We start from the raw sequence: 15,519 nt of genomic DNA on the forward strand, positions 1-15,519 counted from the left end.
AAAAATTTCCACCTTTTTTTCGTCTTAAGTTTTAATAAAAACGCATTCCATAGAGAGAATCCTGTCTCTTTTGGATAGAATTCGTTATAATGTAGGGATAAGAACCGGATAAAGAGGAGTGTGATGCTTTGAAATCTATCAGCGTACAAAACTTAGTAAATGAATTCCAATTAGAAGTACTTGCTGGAGGAGATGAATTAGAACGTACGATTAAAAAGGCCAAGACACATCGTCCGGGTTTAGAGTTTATTGGCTACTTTGACTTTTTTCCAATGGAACGGGTGCAAATCTTAGGGAAAAAGGAAATTACTTTTTTGAAACAGTTGAATATTGACGAACGAAAAGAAAGAATCGATCACGTAGTAAGCTATCATCCGCCGTGCTTTATTGTTACATCAGAGCAGGATGGGCTTACGTATTTAACGAAATTCTGTCAGGAAGAAAATATTCCGCTCCTTCGTACAGCGGATACGGCAGTTGATTTTATTGCCAAGGTGGATAATTATCTGACGCGTAAACTGGCAATGGAAATTGCCGTCCATGGTGTCTGCTTGAATGTATTCGGAATTGGCATTCTAATTCGCGGAGAATCGGGTGTCGGGAAAAGTGAATTGGCACATACCTTAATCGGGCGAGGACATCGTCTCGTTTCGGATGACATCGTTATTTTGAGGAAATTAAGTCATCAGACCGTTCTCGGAACACATAATGATATTAACCGCGAATTTCTCGCACTGCGCAGTGTCGGCTTGCTGAATATTGTTCGTATGTACGGAAGAAAAGCATTTCAAGATGAATCACGTATTTCCCTGGTAATTGAATTGACGAAATGGCAGAAAGATGAGCTTAATAATGAGTTGGAATTGAAAACTGAGACGGAAGATTATATGGGGGTAAAGATTCCTATGATTGAAATTCAGCTGCAGCCGGGGAGAGATGTCGCCGGGTTAGTGGAAGCAGCTGCGAATAATTGGTACCTGCAGCAACAAGGGTATAAAGCTTCTGCGGAATTTATGGAACGTGTGCAATGGGAAGAAGGAGATGATTGATCGTTTTCTTGTGTTGTGTGAATGAGTGAATCGGGGATAAAACAGGTATAAATGTTTTTACTATATAAATTGAATTAATAAACCTATCTTTTTCTTTACTCAACTGACGCACTTTAAAAAGTAACTTCTTTTTCATAAGAACAGAGGTAAATCGTTTCTTCCATACATCTGAAGATGAGAAGGTGAAGTGTAGGGCGACCGCTGCGGCGGACCGTTTGCTTTCCTAGGGGCACGCTCTTCAGCTAACTTTTGCCAAGAAGAGCGCTTGGCAAAAGTGGATCTTCAGATGGTGCTGATCCCTCAGGAGTCAAAACGGTCCGCCTCCGCTAGTGGGATATTCTATACGGTTGAAATAGCTGAACAATTAAAATCCCTCTAACTTCATTAGGATGTTATTTCTTCCATACGCTGCAAAATCCTATTAGAGCGTAGGCCAACCACGTAGACTCCTATGGGAACAGGGCGAGCTGAAGATCCACTTGAAAAGCGGTCTTCTTTTCAAGTTAGCTGAAGCCGTCCCCATGGAAAGCGGAGTGGTTGGCCGGAGCGAACGCCAGAAGGTAAAATATTAATTTCAAGTTATATAGCTTTACCTATTAGAGAATTCTTTCAAGGGAAGGATATAAAGTTGGAATGATTACCTTGTGATTTTGGTAATAGTTCCAACTTTATTTTTCTTCAAAGAAAAGGTATACTAGTAATAACAACGTTGTTATTTGGAGGGATAAGCATTGGGCAACTTTAAATTGCATACACATGAATCGAATCAGATATTGCTATATAATCAAGAACAAGCAATGTACGCGCAAATCAGAGTTTTAGAACCATCTATTATTAATGTGAAAATAAGTGATCAGAAACAAATAGAATTTCCGACATGGACGATTACTCCTGGAGACACGGAACTTCCTTTTGAAGGCGTTTCACGAGATAATTTGAAACCGTTCTCTTCACCTGAATATACCTTTTCCGAGTCGAATGAAACAATTACCATTACAACCACAAAACTAAAATTGGATATTCAAAAAGAAGGATTTTATGTAACGTGGTTCCAAAAAAATGCAGCAGGTGTTTTTGAACAAGTGATGACAGATCGCAAGACACAAAGTTATCAGCACCAAATTAGTCCAAACCATCCTACATGTCATTATTTAGAACGAGATGCAGAGGATATGTATTTTGGATTGGGAGAGAAATCTGGTGTTGCAGATAGACATGGCAGACGATTCCGTATGAATAATATTGACGCAATGGGGTACAATGCGGAGACGACAGATCCGCTGTACAAACATATTCCGTTTTATATTACGTATAAACCAAGCATTCGTCAATCTATTGGCATCTTCTATGATGATTATCAAAATTCCGTGTTGGATTTTGGAAAGGAACTGGATAACTATCATGGATATTACCGTTACTATGAAACCAACAGTGATTTTCTCGATTATTATGTCGTTGCCGGGCCACAGATTAAAGATGTTACAAAGCGGTTTAGCTGGCTGACAGGGAGACCTGCAAAAATGCCAGCATGGGCCATTTCTTATTCTGGATCTACCATGCAGTATACAGACTTGCCGGATTCACAAGAACGATTGAACGATTTTCTGGAGCAATGTGACCATCATGATATTAACGTACGCTCCTTTCATCTTTCTTCCGGTTACACATCTATTGATGGAAAACGCTATGTATTCAACTGGAATTATGATAAATTCCCGGACCCCAAAGCATTTGGAAAGCATTTCGTCGATGAGGGAGTAGAAATTGTTGCTAATATCAAACCTTCTCTGATGCTGAATCATCCATTACTTGATGAGGTTTTGGCTTTTGACGGATTCATTAAAGATGAACATGGAGAACCTTTATTAATTCAGTTCTGGGATGATGAAGGATATTATTTGGACTTCACTAATCCAGATACCATCAACTGGTGGAAAAAACAAGTAAAAACCAAGCTATTAGATAATCATATTAACTGTACATGGAATGATAATAATGAATTTGAGGTTTGGGATGAAAAAGCGCAAGTGCACGGATTTGGAAATGGCGGCAGCTTTCAAAAATACAGAGCTATTATGCCGTTATTAATGGTGAAAGCATCCAGAGAAGTACAGCTTGCCTATAATGAAGAGGAAAATCCTTATGTTATCAGCCGTTCGGGCTGTGCAGGAATCAGCAAATATGTACAGACGTGGACGGGAGATAATCGGACAAGCTGGAACACTTTGAAATTTAACAATAAGATGGCTCTTGGACTGAGTTTGTCTGGCGTATATAATTTTGGACATGACATCGGCGGGTTTTCAGGACCAAAACCTGACCCTGAGTTGTTCTTAAGATGGGTTCAGTGCGGTGTATTCTATCCTCGTTTTTCGATCCATTCGTGGAATGATGATGGTTCTGTTAATGAAGCTTGGATGCATGAAGAAGTATTGGAAGAAGTAAAAGAAGCAATGCACTTGCATGAGCGTCTAAACCCTTATATTCAAAGTTTGGTAGAAAATGCATATGATCATTATGAACCAATCATTCGTCCGACATTTTATGAATTTGAAGAAGACGACAAAACGTATAAAGATACTGATGACTTTATGCTTGGCGATAAGTTACTTGTCTGCCCGATTGTAGAAGAAGGACAAACACAACGGCAGATTTACTTGCCAAAAAATCCAGAAGGCTGGATTGATTATTATACAGGGGATGTTTACGAAGGAGGAAGCACCATTACTGTAGATGTTTCCTTAGCAAATATTCCTTTCTTTGTTAAAAAAGGAACGTCTTTACCGATGTACAATAATGCATTGACTGAAATAGAAGTACAACCGTTTTAATGCAAAAAAACCATCTGAAGCTTCTTATGGAAAGAAAAGCTGTCAGATGGCTTTTTTTCGTAAATGAATACGCTGCATACGAAAAAAGGAAAGCGGTTATCCCGCTCTCCTTTCGTTAATGAACTTACACTCCTGAATAGGAAGAAAACCCGCCGTCAACTGGCACAACAATACCTGTAACAAAACGGCTGGCATTTGAATCAAGCAGCCATAATAATGTACCAACCAAATCTTCCGGATCACCAAATCGATTCATCGGTGTCTGCCCTAGTATTTTTTCTGCACGGTCAGAATAAGAACCATCTTCATTGCGCAGAAGACCTTTATTTTGCGCTGTTTCAAAGAAACCGGGAGCAATCGCGTTAACACGGACTTTTCCTTCAAAATACGTACTGAGCCATTGAGTGAAATTGCTAATTGCAGCTTTAGCTCCGCTGTATGCCGGGATTTTGGTTAAAGGCTGAAAAGCATTCATGGAAGAAATATTAATAATCGAATTCCCTTCACCTTCCGTTAAATCCGTTCCAAACACCTGAATGGGCAGGAAAGTACCGGTGTAATTCAAACGGAAAACACTTTCTACACCTTCCTCGCTTAATCCAAACAGGTTTTTGGATATATCCTTTTGAAAATGTTCATCATCGGTTGTTGCATCGGGATGATTTCCTCCTGCACCATTAATCAGTGCATGCGCAGTACCAAATGTGTCGTTAAATTGCTGCTTAGCCTGCCTGAGGGAGGATTTATCCAGAACATCAGCGGCAAGAACAATGGTATTGTTACCGTCAGGATCTACTTCTGCTGCAAGCTGTTCTAATTTTTCCTTGTTGCGTCCAATTAAACCAACGTGTGCACGTTCTCGAACCATGGCCCGAACAAAAGTGCTTCCAATGACACCGCTCGCTCCTGTAATGACAATGTTTCTTCCCTCTAATGATAATTGCATGCTTATTCCACTCCTTCTATTAAACCATTAATATAGCTGGCACCTAAAGCACGGTCAAAGAGACCATAACCTGCTTTTCCAGTTTCGCCCCAAATCATTCTGCCATGATCGGGACGTATCGTTTTCTGATAGTTAATATCCTTTAACGCACGGATAATCTCTTTCATATCAATCGATCCGAAGTCAGATGGATGTGCTGTTTCTACAAACGAATGGTTATCCAAACGCTTAATATTCCGCATATGAACAAAGTGGATATGATCCCCAAATTCACGAATCAGTGAAGGAAGGTTATTTTCTTCTAAACAGCCTAGTGATCCTGTACAAAAACAAATGCCATTATTTTTAGCATCATTAATGGACAGCAAACGCTGATAACTTTCTCTTCCTTTAATGATTCTTGGAATACCGAAGAGAGACCAAGGTGGATCGTCTGGATGAATGGTCATATCAACGTCATGTTGGATAGCAACGGGTAGTACTTCATCTAAGAAATAACGAAGATTTTCCCAAAGGTCTTCTTTCGAAATGTGGCGGTATTTTTCAATTAAAGCAGCCATTTCTTCCTTTGTATAGCTTTCGTCCCAACCAGGTAAATTTAAATTCGTTGTGACCGGATCGATTTTTTGAATAAAATCATGATCATATAATAAGGCGGTAGAGCTATCCTCTAACTCATGCTCCAAATCCGTCCTTGTCCAATCGAAAACGGGCATGAAATTATAGCAGACGGTTTTAACTCCTGCCTTAGCAAGGTTTTTCAATGATTCCTTATAATTGGCAATATAGTGATCTCGATCCGCATCACCAAGCTTAATAGATTCGTGAACAGGAAGGCTCTCAATCACTGTCAGAGAGAGCCCTTCTTTTTCTACAGATGCTTTCAGATTATCAATACGTTCCTTGGACCAGACTTCACCCACAGGAACGTCATAAATAGCAGAGACGATGTGCTTCATAGCAGGAATTTGTTTTATTTTATCTAACGTTACTGGATCGGTATCTCCGTACCATCTAAAAGATAATTGCATTAGTGAGCCTCCTTGATATTTTCAATCTTAAATAAACGTACGGCATTGTTAAAGCAGATATCTTTTAAAATACCTTCGAGCAGTGCCGGGTCGTCTTCAATTTCTCCCTGTTCGACAAGAGAGCCGATCAGCTGGCAAAGAATTCTTCGGAAGTACTCATGCCGGGAGTAAGACAACAGACTTCGTGAATCGGTAAGCATTCCTGCAAACTGAGAAAGCAATCCGATATTTGCATAATCAATTAAATGTTGGGTCATTCCATCTTTCGTGTCATTGTACCACCACGCAGCACCAAGCTGTACCTGCACATCTTTAGATGTAAAATTTCCAGCAGCAGACTGAACCATTTGATGGTCATGGGCATTATGCGGATAAATAATGGTATTGGTTAAATAACCGTATTGATTTAACTGGTCTAAAAATCGATTTAATGCTGCTGCATCAAGTAAATTGCCAAGGCTGTCAAAACCGGAATCAGTTCCAATCTTTTCAAATTGGCTGGTATTATTGTTGCGAAGCGGCCCAAGGTGCAACTGCATAACCCAATCATATTTTTTATATGATTTTGCCAGCTGCGTTAACAAGTAGCCAGCCAATTCTTGTGTTTTTTGGTGGGATAATGTTTTTCCATTGTTTAAATCGGTAAACAATGCCGCTGCATCTTCTTCGGAAAGCCCCGTTAATATCACTTCTGAGAAACTTTGGTCAGCACTTTTGGCGCCATGTTTGTTGAAATAATCTACACGATTTTCCAAGGCCTTGATGTAATCTGATAGATCGTTAATTTCTGCTCCGGCAGCTTTCTCTAACTTCTGAATTGCTGTCTGGATGCTTTCCTTGTTCAAGCTAATGTAGAAGTCCGGCCGGAATGTTGGACGAACTTCGGTAGCAAATGAAGCGTCTTCCGCTAATTGCTGATGATAATGTAAATCATCACAAGGATCATCGGTTGTGCAGACTACTTGTACATTACTTTTACGCAAGATATTTCTTGGTGACATATCCGGTTGCTGTAACTTGTCATTTAATTTCTGATAAAGTTCTTTTGCATCACTGTACTGTACACCTTCAAAATGGTTGAAATATCGAGCCAATTCTAAATAACACCAATGATACATTGGATTCATGATAGCTTTAGGAAGCATTTCAATAAAAGCTTTAAATTTCTCAAACTTATCACCGTCTCCGGTGATAAGTTTTTCATCAATCCCATAAGCACGCATTAAACGCCATTTATAATGGTCATGTCCAAGCCATAAATCCGTAATTGTATCGAAATTTTTATCTTCATAGATTTCCTTTGGACTTAAATGACAGTGAAAATCATAAATTGGAATATCTTTTACAGATTGATAGAGTTCTTTCGCTTTAGTCGTTGTTAATAAAAAGTTTTCATTGATAAGTGTCATATATATCTCCTTATTTTTATAGATTAAATAAATTTGGTAAGAACATCGTCAATTGCGGTATAAATGTAATAGCCAGCAACATAATAACGAGTGCAATGAAATACGGAATGAGTGTCTTAATAACACTTTCAATCCTTACATTGGCCACACTTGCCCCAACAAACAGGGCACTTCCTACTGGAGGTGTAATGTTACCAATACACAAGTTGAATGCAATCACAATACCGAAATGTACTGGATCCAGACCGATTGATGTGGCAATCGGAAGGAAAATTGGTGTGAAAATAAGTACTGCCGGTGTAATATCCATAAATGTACCGATAAGCAACAAGATAATGTTCATTAAAAGCAGTAACAGAATTGGATTATCCGTTAATGACAGAATTCCATTTGAAATAGCTTCCGGCAACCCAGTGAAACTCATCACTAACGAAAATAATGCCGAAGCAGTAATTAATAACAAAATCATCCCTGTAATTTCAACGGTTTCTTTGACGATGTTAGGGATATCTTTTAGTTTAAAGCTTTTATAAATCAGTGAAAGAACAAAAGCATATAATACAGCAATGGCTGCTCCTTCTGTTGCTGTAAAAATACCGCCAACAATACCGCCAATTACAATAATAATTAGTAATAGACTTGGAACTGCATCGAGAATAAGAAAGAGTCGATCTTTCCAGCCGATTTTTTCGGAAACAGGATAGTTGTTCTTCTTCGCTAATACATACGCTACAATCATCCCGGTAACTCCCCATAAGATACCTGGAATATACCCCGCCATGAAGAGGGCTGCAATGGAAGTGCCACCACTGACAAGGGAATATACAATTAACATGGAACTTGGTGGAATTAACAGACCAGCTGGAGCAGAAGCAATATTAGCTGCTGCGGAATATTCTCTTCCATATCCCTGCTTATCTTGAAGCGGTCCCATAATGCGTCCCATCGCTGCAGCTGCAGCAACGCTGGAACCTGAAATCGACCCAAACAGCATGTTCCCGACAACATTCGTATGTGCCAAAGATCCAGGCATGCGACCTACTAATACTTTTGCAAAATTGACGAGACGAAACGCAATACCACCATTATTCATTAAAATTCCTGCAAGAACAAACAGAGGAATGGCAAGCATCGTAAAGTTATCGATTCCTGTAATCATTCGCTGGGCTGCCGTTATTATCGTGACATCAAATGGCAGAATCAAAAGCAAAGTCAGTATGGAACTTAAAATAATGGATATGGCAATGGGTATACTTAGCAGTAACATGATAAAAAAGGAAATAAATAATACAAGTCCTGCGATTAGCGTCATGGTTGTTCACTCCCTTCCTCCGATGACATGATATTTCCGTAGATAAGGTTATAAATGGCGTAAAATATCACAAACAATCCAGAGATAGGAAGTGCTCCATACATCAACGCCATCGATACACCTGTAGATGGTGCTGTTTGTGTCATAGTCAAATCAACAACTTGTATGCCGCCCCAAATCATAAGGATTAAAGCCAGAATTAATAAGATTATATTGGATAGCCTGAGCAGCCAAAGCTGTCCTTTTACGGGAAGCTTATCGCGAACAAAGACAATCGCAATGTGCTTTTGTTGTCCAAAAACATAGGCTGCACTAGTTAATGAAAACCAGATTAAAAGCATACGTATAACTTCTTCACTTGTTGTACTTGGCGTATTTAGAATGTATCGAGCCATTACTTGCCAAACAGACAGGACGGACATAACAGCAATTAAGACCCCGGTAAGCACGAGAAGAATTTTATCAATATATTTTTTAATATTATTCATTGTCATTCTCTCCCATAATTAAGTCATACTGTTCTTTGGTAGCTTCGTTTTGCTGGAAAGTTTCCTGTAATGGTTCAACCGCTTCCATAAAGCTGCTTTTATCAACATCATGGAAGGTAACGCCCATTTCTTCTTCGGCAATTTCACGTGCTTCTTCCATACTTTCGTCCCAACGCGGTTCATGGAGCTCTGTAGATTCAGCTGCTGCTTCCTGAACCCATTCTTGCTGTTGTTCAGATAGGTCGTTAAAGGCATCTACGTTCATAATCAGAATATCAGGAACCATTGCATGTTCCGTGTAGAAGTAATGCTTGGCCACTTCACCATGATTATTATCCGTCAACGCAGACTCATTATTTTCTGCTGCATCCAGCATGCCGGATTGCAAAGCAGTATATACTTCACCAAAACCCATTGGTGTAGGTGTACCACCAAGCGCTTCAATCATTTGCACACTTGTTTGGCTAGGCTGCACTCGAGTTCTTAATCCATGCATATCATCATTTGATTCCAAAATACGATCATTGGTGTACATATTTCTGACACCAGCATCATAGTAAGTAATACCAATAAACCCGTTATCTGCTGTTTTGTTATAAAAAGCATCTTGAATTTCCGGCATTTTCATCGTTTCGCGATATTGTTCCTGTGAATCAAACAAATAAGGCATACTAAAAAGCGAATAGGATTCAGAAAACCCTTCCAATGCACTTGCTGATACTTTTGTGAATTGGATGGCATTGGTTTGTGTCATTTCAATGGCCTCTCTTTCACTGCCAAGCTGTTCATTTCCATAAATTCGAAGTTTCATATTTCCATTTGATTTTTCTTCCAGTATTCTTTGAAAATCAACCAACGATTCATGAATAGGGTGGTCTGCAGGCATGTTATGAGCAAGAGTAAATTCTTCTGTCTCAGACGATTCTGATGATTGTGCGCAACCCGTCAACAATGTTAAAACGCTTACAACTCCTAATAAAAAAATACGCATGCTTTTCCTCCTTTATATAATAACAACGTTGTTATTTTTGTGTAAAAAAATTTATCAATCTATTGTTTATGATATAATGATATTACATAAAAATCAATAGATAATTTGAAGGAGCATCGAAATGGCTGTCACGTTAAAGGATATTGCAGTAGAATGCGGCGTGAGTTACTCTACAGTAAGCAAGGCTTTGAAGGACTCTCCGCTCGTTACAGAAGCCACAAAGAGAAAAATTAAAGAAAAAGCGGATAAAATGAATTATATTCCGAATAATTCTGCCAGATCACTTGTATCCAATAAAAGTCATACCATTGGTTTGATTTGGCCGGCAGTGGATAGAGTTGCAATAACAACGTTGGCAACACATGTGAACGAAGCATTGAAACAGGCTGGATATTTTATGGTGGTTTCGATTGATAATCCGGTTAGAGCGGCAAGTAAATTTTTAGAATTGCGTTTTGATGGCGTGATTGTCTTTGATGAAGGAGAGAGCACCACGTTGCCGGAAAAAATAACAAATAATATTCCCGTTATTGCTTACGGGGTTGCTCGAGAGTTACCTTATCCAATTATTAATGTGCATCATAATTGGGCAATGAAGCAGGCGGTGGATTTACTCATTGAAAAGGGACACCAAAATATTGATTATATCGGCGAACTTCATACGAACGATATCCGGCAGATTGTAAAACAAGAAACGATTGAAAAATATTGTGAGGAGAAGCAAGTCAATTACCGGCTCATTGACTCAGGCGGTTTGACTGAAATGGCTGCCAAACAAGCAGTTAAAAGGTTTCTAAAAACAGAAACATTGCATGATGGAGTTATCTGTGGCAGCTATGATATTGCTATGGGGGTTTTGCACCACGTGGATGAATTAGATTTACAGAAGACTATTGTTGCTTATGATAATATCAAACAATTCAATTCCATTGAAACACCAATATATTCTGTCGGTGTTCCGGCTGAGGAAATTGCCTCCAGTCTTGTGAAGCACCTGACCAGGAGTATTGAAACAGGAAGTGAAAATAATCCTGAAGTGATTGATCTCTATCCATCCTTACAATTTCATGAGAAGAAGTAAAAAGAAGCTTTCCCAGTGTGATGCATGGGAAAGCTTATTCAATAAGAGATGACATGTCCTTGTTTGAGAGACAATCCAGCTGCTACATCCGCTTCAACCCTTTACGAATCGGCGGCAGTTCTAATTTACCCTTCTCAAACAGTTTTTTAATGGTTTGCTTTGAATAATTTGTTATTTGGTCATAAGAAAGCTTTCCTGGAATTGGCGGCTCATCCTCTATACAAACATCTACAATCGTCGGTTGATTATAAGAGGCAGCTGCTTCCAGAGCCGGTTTGAGATCTTCAAATTTTTCTACGCGATAGCCTTTTCCACCGCATACTTCGGCAAATTGAGCAAAGTTAAAGTTCTCTAAAGCCGTTTTATAATCCAAGTGTCCGGCGGATTCTTGCTCGTATTTAATCATGCCGATTTGTTCATTATTAAAAATAACGATAATCATTGGCAGCTGATATTTGACAGCCGTCAGAAAATCCTGCATATTCATTGAAAAACCGCCGTCGCCAGCAAGGCTGATTACCTGCCTGTCGGGATGAGCGATTTTACTGGCGATTGCCCCAGGAAGGCTGCAGCCCATCGTTCCGAGCCAGCTGGAAATAAGGAAATCCTGCGTTGTTTTCATACGGAAATGCCGTGTTGCCCAGACGGTGACATTACCCACATCAACAGAAAGAATAGCATCATCATCAGCGATATCCTGTACAGCACGGATAACCTGCTGCGGCTTAATTGGTGTGGAAGTTTGCTCTTCGTCCGCTCTCATTTCTTTCCACCAACTGCTCATTTTCTCCTGATATTTTTCTAAGAAATCACGTCTTTCTGTGCGGGGAAGCTGCTCATTCAACCAAGTGAGTGTTTTTTTCGCATCTCCAGCAACACCGATATCAACCGGATACCTTTTACCAATTTGTAATGGTTCTTTATCAATCTGGATACACGTGGTATCTTCCGGTAAGAATTCGGAGTATGGATATGATGTACCGAGTAAAATCAATAAGTCAGCCTCATCCATTGCCTCATAGGCGGGTTTTGTACCAATCATGCCAAGGTTGCCGAGAAAGTTCGGATGTTCATCCGCCATAACCCCTTTAGCAGGCAGGGAAATAACAACAGGAGCGGCAATTGTATCAGAAAATGCTGCCAGCTCTTCCTTCGCTTTCTTCGCGCCGGTTCCCGCTAGAATAATCGGTTTTTTCGCTTGCTGGATTGCATCAGCAGCTTCCTCTAGCGCGCTGGTTTCTGGCATAAGGGAAGGTGTCTCATACATGACCGCATTTTTCTGCACTTTATTTTTAATTTTTTCAGTCGGAATATCATCGGGCAAGGTCAGCACAGCAACTCCTTTTTCCGCATAAGCTGTACGAATAGCTTGATTAACCATCGAAGGCAGCTGTTCTTCGGAGGCAACTTCTTTATTATAAACGGCTACATCATCAAAAAGGCGTTCCATATTCACTTCTTGAAAGCTGTCTGTGCCAATCTGATCAGTCGGAACCTGTCCAGCCAGTACAAGGACGGGAGCACCATCTTCCTTGGCATCATATAAGCCGTTTAGTAAATGAATTGCACCTGGACCGGCAATGGATAGACAAACACCAAGATTTCCGGTTAATTTTGCATAAGAAGAAGCCGCAAGCGCTCCAGCTTCTTCATGACGCACTTGCACAAATTTGATATTTTCGGCTGCTTTGCGCAACTCTTCCATGATATTGTTAATGGAATCACCGGGCATACCATAAATATGGTTTACACCCCATTTTTCCAGTAAATCGACAAGTACTTTTCCTGCTCGATCATCAAACATAAACATGTCTCCTTTTTGTGAGGCTTTAGATTGTTGTATTGATAGCATAGAACAACTGTAAAAATATTTGCCAAAGTTCTTTTTTCGCTTACTTTATTTATTCCACAATATTGCGTGCATGAAACTAGAAGGAATAGGAAAAAATGGAAGTGGAAACTATTTTGAAAAATATCGAAAACCTAGCTTTTCATCTCATTATCTTTTAGAATAAGGAGTACAATTATGATTACTCCATCAGGGCATGTGAGGAGGGCCAGAAATGACGAAGAGACCTGTTGTTTTTTTCGATTTAGACGGGACATTATTAACAAGTGAGAATAAAGTAGCTGAAAGCAGTATAAAAGCAATTGAAAAACTCATTGAAAATGACGGTATACCAGTACTTGCAACTGGCAGACCCGCATTTGAAACAAAGAAAATACGAGCAGCAACGGGTATTGGCTCTGCCGTATTAATGAATGGGCAATTCATCGTACATGAAGGTGATGTTATCTACCGTAACCGAATCAACCCGGTTCAATTAAAAAAACTGGGAGATTATGCAGCACAAAGGGATGTTACACTCTGTTTTCACACAGCCGAGCAAATTTACACGACAAACGATCAATCCGATTTATTAAAAAAGGACTGCGCATATAGTGGCAGAAAGATTCCTGTTGTCGATGATGACGTGTATATGAATAAGCCGGTTTACCAAGTCGAAATATTTATCGAAGAGGGAGAAAAGGAGTTTGAGGAGAAGTTTCCAGAGCTTCATATTGTCCGCAATTCTCCCTACAACTGTGATGTCTTTTCCAAAGGCGTCTCCAAAGCTACAGGCATCAAGAAATTCTTAGAACTCACCGGATTATCCAAAGAGAACACCTATGCTTTTGGTGATGGATTAAACGACTTGGAAATGTTTGAATTTGTGAAAACATCGGTAGCCATGGGGAATTCTGTAGAAGAAGTGAAAGAAACGGCTACTTATGTTACAAATGCAGCAGATGATGGTGGAGTTGCAGAAGGATTGAAGCTGTGTGGATTGATTGACCAGCTGGAGGATGAGAAAGCTGAATAAGGGGATAAGGAGAAAACAATAAATCGAACTTTTTCTGTATTTTATGCAGGTGAGGAAAAGTTCGATTTTTTTGTTCGGCTTATACGAAAACTAGTGCATGTACTCAAAAATAAGAGTACATGCACTAGTTTTTAATGATGTGTATAAAGCGCTTCCAAACCAAAGAAAATTTTTGAACTTTTTATTAGAGTTATTTTGTTAAATAATAAAACTATAAGGAGGATAGACATGCTAAATGAAAGGAGTAAATTAATTTTAAATCTATTACTGGAAAAAGGAAAAGTAAACTTAGAAGAAACAGCGCAATTACTGGGAGTTACAGAAAGAACAATCCGAAATGATTTAGCGAAAATTGATGTTTTTTTAACGGAAAATGATTTAACAAACTTAAAAAAAGAAACCACTATCAATTACTCTATTCAAAATGAACAATCGACAACCATTCAACATGCATTAGATACAATGCATAAGCAATCTGAAAAACAAATTGATTACTGGGAAGAGCCTACCTACCGATTAGGATTTTTATATAATAAATTATTTTGGAGCGAACAAAGAATCACGATAGAAAGCCTGGAAAAAGAATTATCTGTAAGTAGAAGTACGATAAATAATGACCTGAAAAAATTAAAAAAGATGGCTATGGAAATGAACATAGATATCCTTTTCGAAAAAAATAAAGGGCTTTATTTATCGGGTGAAGAGGAGAAGCTAAGAATTTTATATTTTCGTTTCATCGACTTGTTCGAACAATATAACTATGATTTAGAAGCATCTAATGATGATGAACTGGCTATCTTAAATTATTGGATTAGAAAAGTGGAAGAGGAATTAATGATTGAAATTTCCTATAGTAGTTTTCAAAGACTGATACCAATTGTGAAAACAATTACCAAAAGGATACAGCAAGGAAAAAAAGTGATGATAAATGCTAAGGATTTAAACTCTAAACATAACTATGAAGTGGAAATTATTGATAACAACTGTGTGATTTTAGAAAAGTATTTTAATATATTAATTCCGCCTTCAGAGGTAGTGTTTCTTTCGAAGCAAATTTACCGTAGTAACTTAATAAAAAATGAAGTGGTTTATCAAGGTTATCAAGTCGACCTAGATATTATCGTAAATACGTGTATAAAAGAAATAAGTAAACTTCTTCAAATCAATCTTACATTAGATAAAGAGCTATTTAAACATCTTGCTTTGCATTTTCAAACAACCATGACAAAAGATGATTACGATATTACTAGTTTAATTACAAAAGAAACTTTTAAAGATATAAAAGCAGTTCATGAAGAAATTTATACCGTTGTAAAAAATGTCATGAAAAATATCGGAATGAAAGAAGGTCTTCCATTTAATAATGAAATGGAATGGTTATTTATTACCTTGTAAGCGTCAAATAATCCCCACCTACAAGTTATAAACCACGCATGAGATAATCTCCATAGAAAATCATACGGAGGTTATGCGATGACAAATGCAGAAAAAAGAACAGAATGGAAAGCAAGATATGA

The 15,519-nt window shown here is 38.7% G+C and carries 12 protein-coding genes; 5 read left to right on the forward strand and 7 right to left on the reverse strand.

The window, feature by feature from the left end; all coding sequences use genetic code 11:
- Positions 1–128 precede the first annotated feature (128 nt).
- Both hprK and ACFQ19_RS11860 read left to right on the forward strand, forming a co-directional pair.
- Positions 129–1,049 carry an HPr(Ser) kinase/phosphatase gene (gene hprK / locus ACFQ19_RS11855; RefSeq protein WP_379592302.1) on the forward strand — a complete coding sequence of 307 codons (921 nt, stop codon included), beginning with the start codon at positions 129–131 and terminating at the stop codon, positions 1,047–1,049.
- 731 nt (positions 1,050–1,780) lie between these two features.
- Positions 1,781–3,880 carry a glycoside hydrolase family 31 protein gene (locus tag ACFQ19_RS11860; RefSeq protein WP_379592304.1) on the forward strand — a complete coding sequence of 700 codons (2,100 nt, stop codon included), beginning with the start codon at positions 1,781–1,783 and terminating at the stop codon, positions 3,878–3,880.
- 124 nt (positions 3,881–4,004) lie between these two features.
- On the opposite strand, the gene ACFQ19_RS11865 is transcribed toward ACFQ19_RS11860, so the two are convergent.
- The 6 genes from ACFQ19_RS11865 to ACFQ19_RS11890 are packed head-to-tail and all read right to left on the reverse strand — an operon-like array spanning position 4,005 to position 10,057.
- A complete protein-coding gene (locus tag ACFQ19_RS11865; RefSeq protein ID WP_379592306.1) occupies positions 4,005–4,826 on the reverse strand; it encodes an SDR family oxidoreductase in 822 nt (273 codons plus the stop codon).
- Between the two features lie 2 nt (positions 4,827–4,828).
- Positions 4,829–5,857, reverse strand: coding sequence for a mannonate dehydratase (locus ACFQ19_RS11870; protein WP_379592308.1), 1,029 nt, complete (start codon positions 5,855–5,857; stop codon positions 4,829–4,831).
- Positions 5,857–7,266: a glucuronate isomerase gene (uxaC, locus tag ACFQ19_RS11875; RefSeq protein WP_379592310.1), complete on the reverse strand. Its 1,410-nt coding sequence runs from the start codon at positions 7,264–7,266 to the stop codon at positions 5,857–5,859. Before uxaC ends, ACFQ19_RS11870 begins: the two co-directional genes overlap by 1 nt.
- 16 nt (positions 7,267–7,282) lie before the next feature.
- Positions 7,283–8,578: a TRAP transporter large permease gene (locus tag ACFQ19_RS11880; RefSeq protein WP_379592312.1), complete on the reverse strand. Its 1,296-nt coding sequence runs from the start codon at positions 8,576–8,578 to the stop codon at positions 7,283–7,285.
- Positions 8,575–9,066: a TRAP transporter small permease gene (locus ACFQ19_RS11885; protein WP_379592314.1), complete on the reverse strand. Its 492-nt coding sequence runs from the start codon at positions 9,064–9,066 to the stop codon at positions 8,575–8,577. The genes ACFQ19_RS11880 and ACFQ19_RS11885 overlap by 4 nt, the downstream gene beginning before the upstream one ends.
- Positions 9,059–10,057, reverse strand: a complete 999-nt coding sequence (locus tag ACFQ19_RS11890; protein WP_379592316.1) for a TRAP transporter substrate-binding protein — start codon at positions 10,055–10,057, stop codon at positions 9,059–9,061. Before ACFQ19_RS11890 ends, ACFQ19_RS11885 begins: the two co-directional genes overlap by 8 nt.
- Positions 10,058–10,178: 121 nt before the next feature.
- Here ACFQ19_RS11890 and ACFQ19_RS11895 point away from each other — a divergent pair, with 121 nt between their 5' ends.
- Positions 10,179–11,138, forward strand: coding sequence for a LacI family DNA-binding transcriptional regulator (locus tag ACFQ19_RS11895; RefSeq protein ID WP_379592318.1), 960 nt, complete (start codon positions 10,179–10,181; stop codon positions 11,136–11,138).
- A gap of 82 nt (positions 11,139–11,220) precedes the next feature.
- Here the strand turns inward: ACFQ19_RS11895 and ACFQ19_RS11900 are convergent, their stop codons facing one another.
- Positions 11,221–12,942 carry a pyruvate oxidase gene (locus ACFQ19_RS11900; RefSeq protein ID WP_379592320.1) on the reverse strand — a complete coding sequence of 574 codons (1,722 nt, stop codon included), beginning with the start codon at positions 12,940–12,942 and terminating at the stop codon, positions 11,221–11,223.
- Positions 12,943–13,201: 259 nt separating this feature from the next.
- Between ACFQ19_RS11900 and ACFQ19_RS11905 the strand changes: the two genes are divergently transcribed.
- Both ACFQ19_RS11905 and ACFQ19_RS11910 read left to right on the forward strand, forming a co-directional pair.
- Positions 13,202–14,002 (forward strand): Cof-type HAD-IIB family hydrolase, encoded by an 801-nt coding sequence (locus ACFQ19_RS11905; protein WP_379592322.1) that lies wholly within the window; start codon positions 13,202–13,204, stop codon positions 14,000–14,002.
- Positions 14,003–14,230: 228 nt separating this feature from the next.
- Entirely contained in the window at positions 14,231–15,397 is a 1,167-nt protein-coding gene (locus tag ACFQ19_RS11910) for a BglG family transcription antiterminator (protein WP_379592324.1), read from the forward strand.
- The last annotated feature ends 122 nt before the right edge of the window (positions 15,398–15,519 follow it).

Source organism: Oceanobacillus locisalsi, assembly GCF_042675985.1.
Lineage (GTDB): Bacteria > Bacillota > Bacilli > Bacillales > Amphibacillaceae > Oceanobacillus > Oceanobacillus locisalsi.

What these genes read in the sequence shown, in the direction of transcription:
- ACFQ19_RS11865 (WP_379592306.1), bottom strand. Translation starts at nt 4,826, where the DNA reads ATGCAATTATCATTAGAGGGAAGAAACATTGTCATTACAGGAGCGAGC.
- ACFQ19_RS11870 (WP_379592308.1), bottom strand. Translation starts at nt 5,857, where the DNA reads ATGCAATTATCTTTTAGATGGTACGGAGATACCGATCCAGTAACGTTA.
- uxaC (WP_379592310.1), bottom strand. Translation starts at nt 7,266, where the DNA reads ATGACACTTATCAATGAAAACTTTTTATTAACAACGACTAAAGCGAAA.
- ACFQ19_RS11880 (WP_379592312.1), bottom strand. Translation starts at nt 8,578, where the DNA reads ATGACGCTAATCGCAGGACTTGTATTATTTATTTCCTTTTTTATCATG.
- ACFQ19_RS11885 (WP_379592314.1), bottom strand. Translation starts at nt 9,066, where the DNA reads ATGAATAATATTAAAAAATATATTGATAAAATTCTTCTCGTGCTTACC.
- ACFQ19_RS11890 (WP_379592316.1), bottom strand. Translation starts at nt 10,057, where the DNA reads ATGCGTATTTTTTTATTAGGAGTTGTAAGCGTTTTAACATTGTTGACG.
- ACFQ19_RS11895 (WP_379592318.1), top strand. Translation starts at nt 10,179, where the DNA reads ATGGCTGTCACGTTAAAGGATATTGCAGTAGAATGCGGCGTGAGTTAC.
- ACFQ19_RS11900 (WP_379592320.1), bottom strand. Translation starts at nt 12,942, where the DNA reads ATGTTTGATGATCGAGCAGGAAAAGTACTTGTCGATTTACTGGAAAAA.
- ACFQ19_RS11905 (WP_379592322.1), top strand. Translation starts at nt 13,202, where the DNA reads ATGACGAAGAGACCTGTTGTTTTTTTCGATTTAGACGGGACATTATTA.
- ACFQ19_RS11910 (WP_379592324.1), top strand. Translation starts at nt 14,231, where the DNA reads ATGCTAAATGAAAGGAGTAAATTAATTTTAAATCTATTACTGGAAAAA.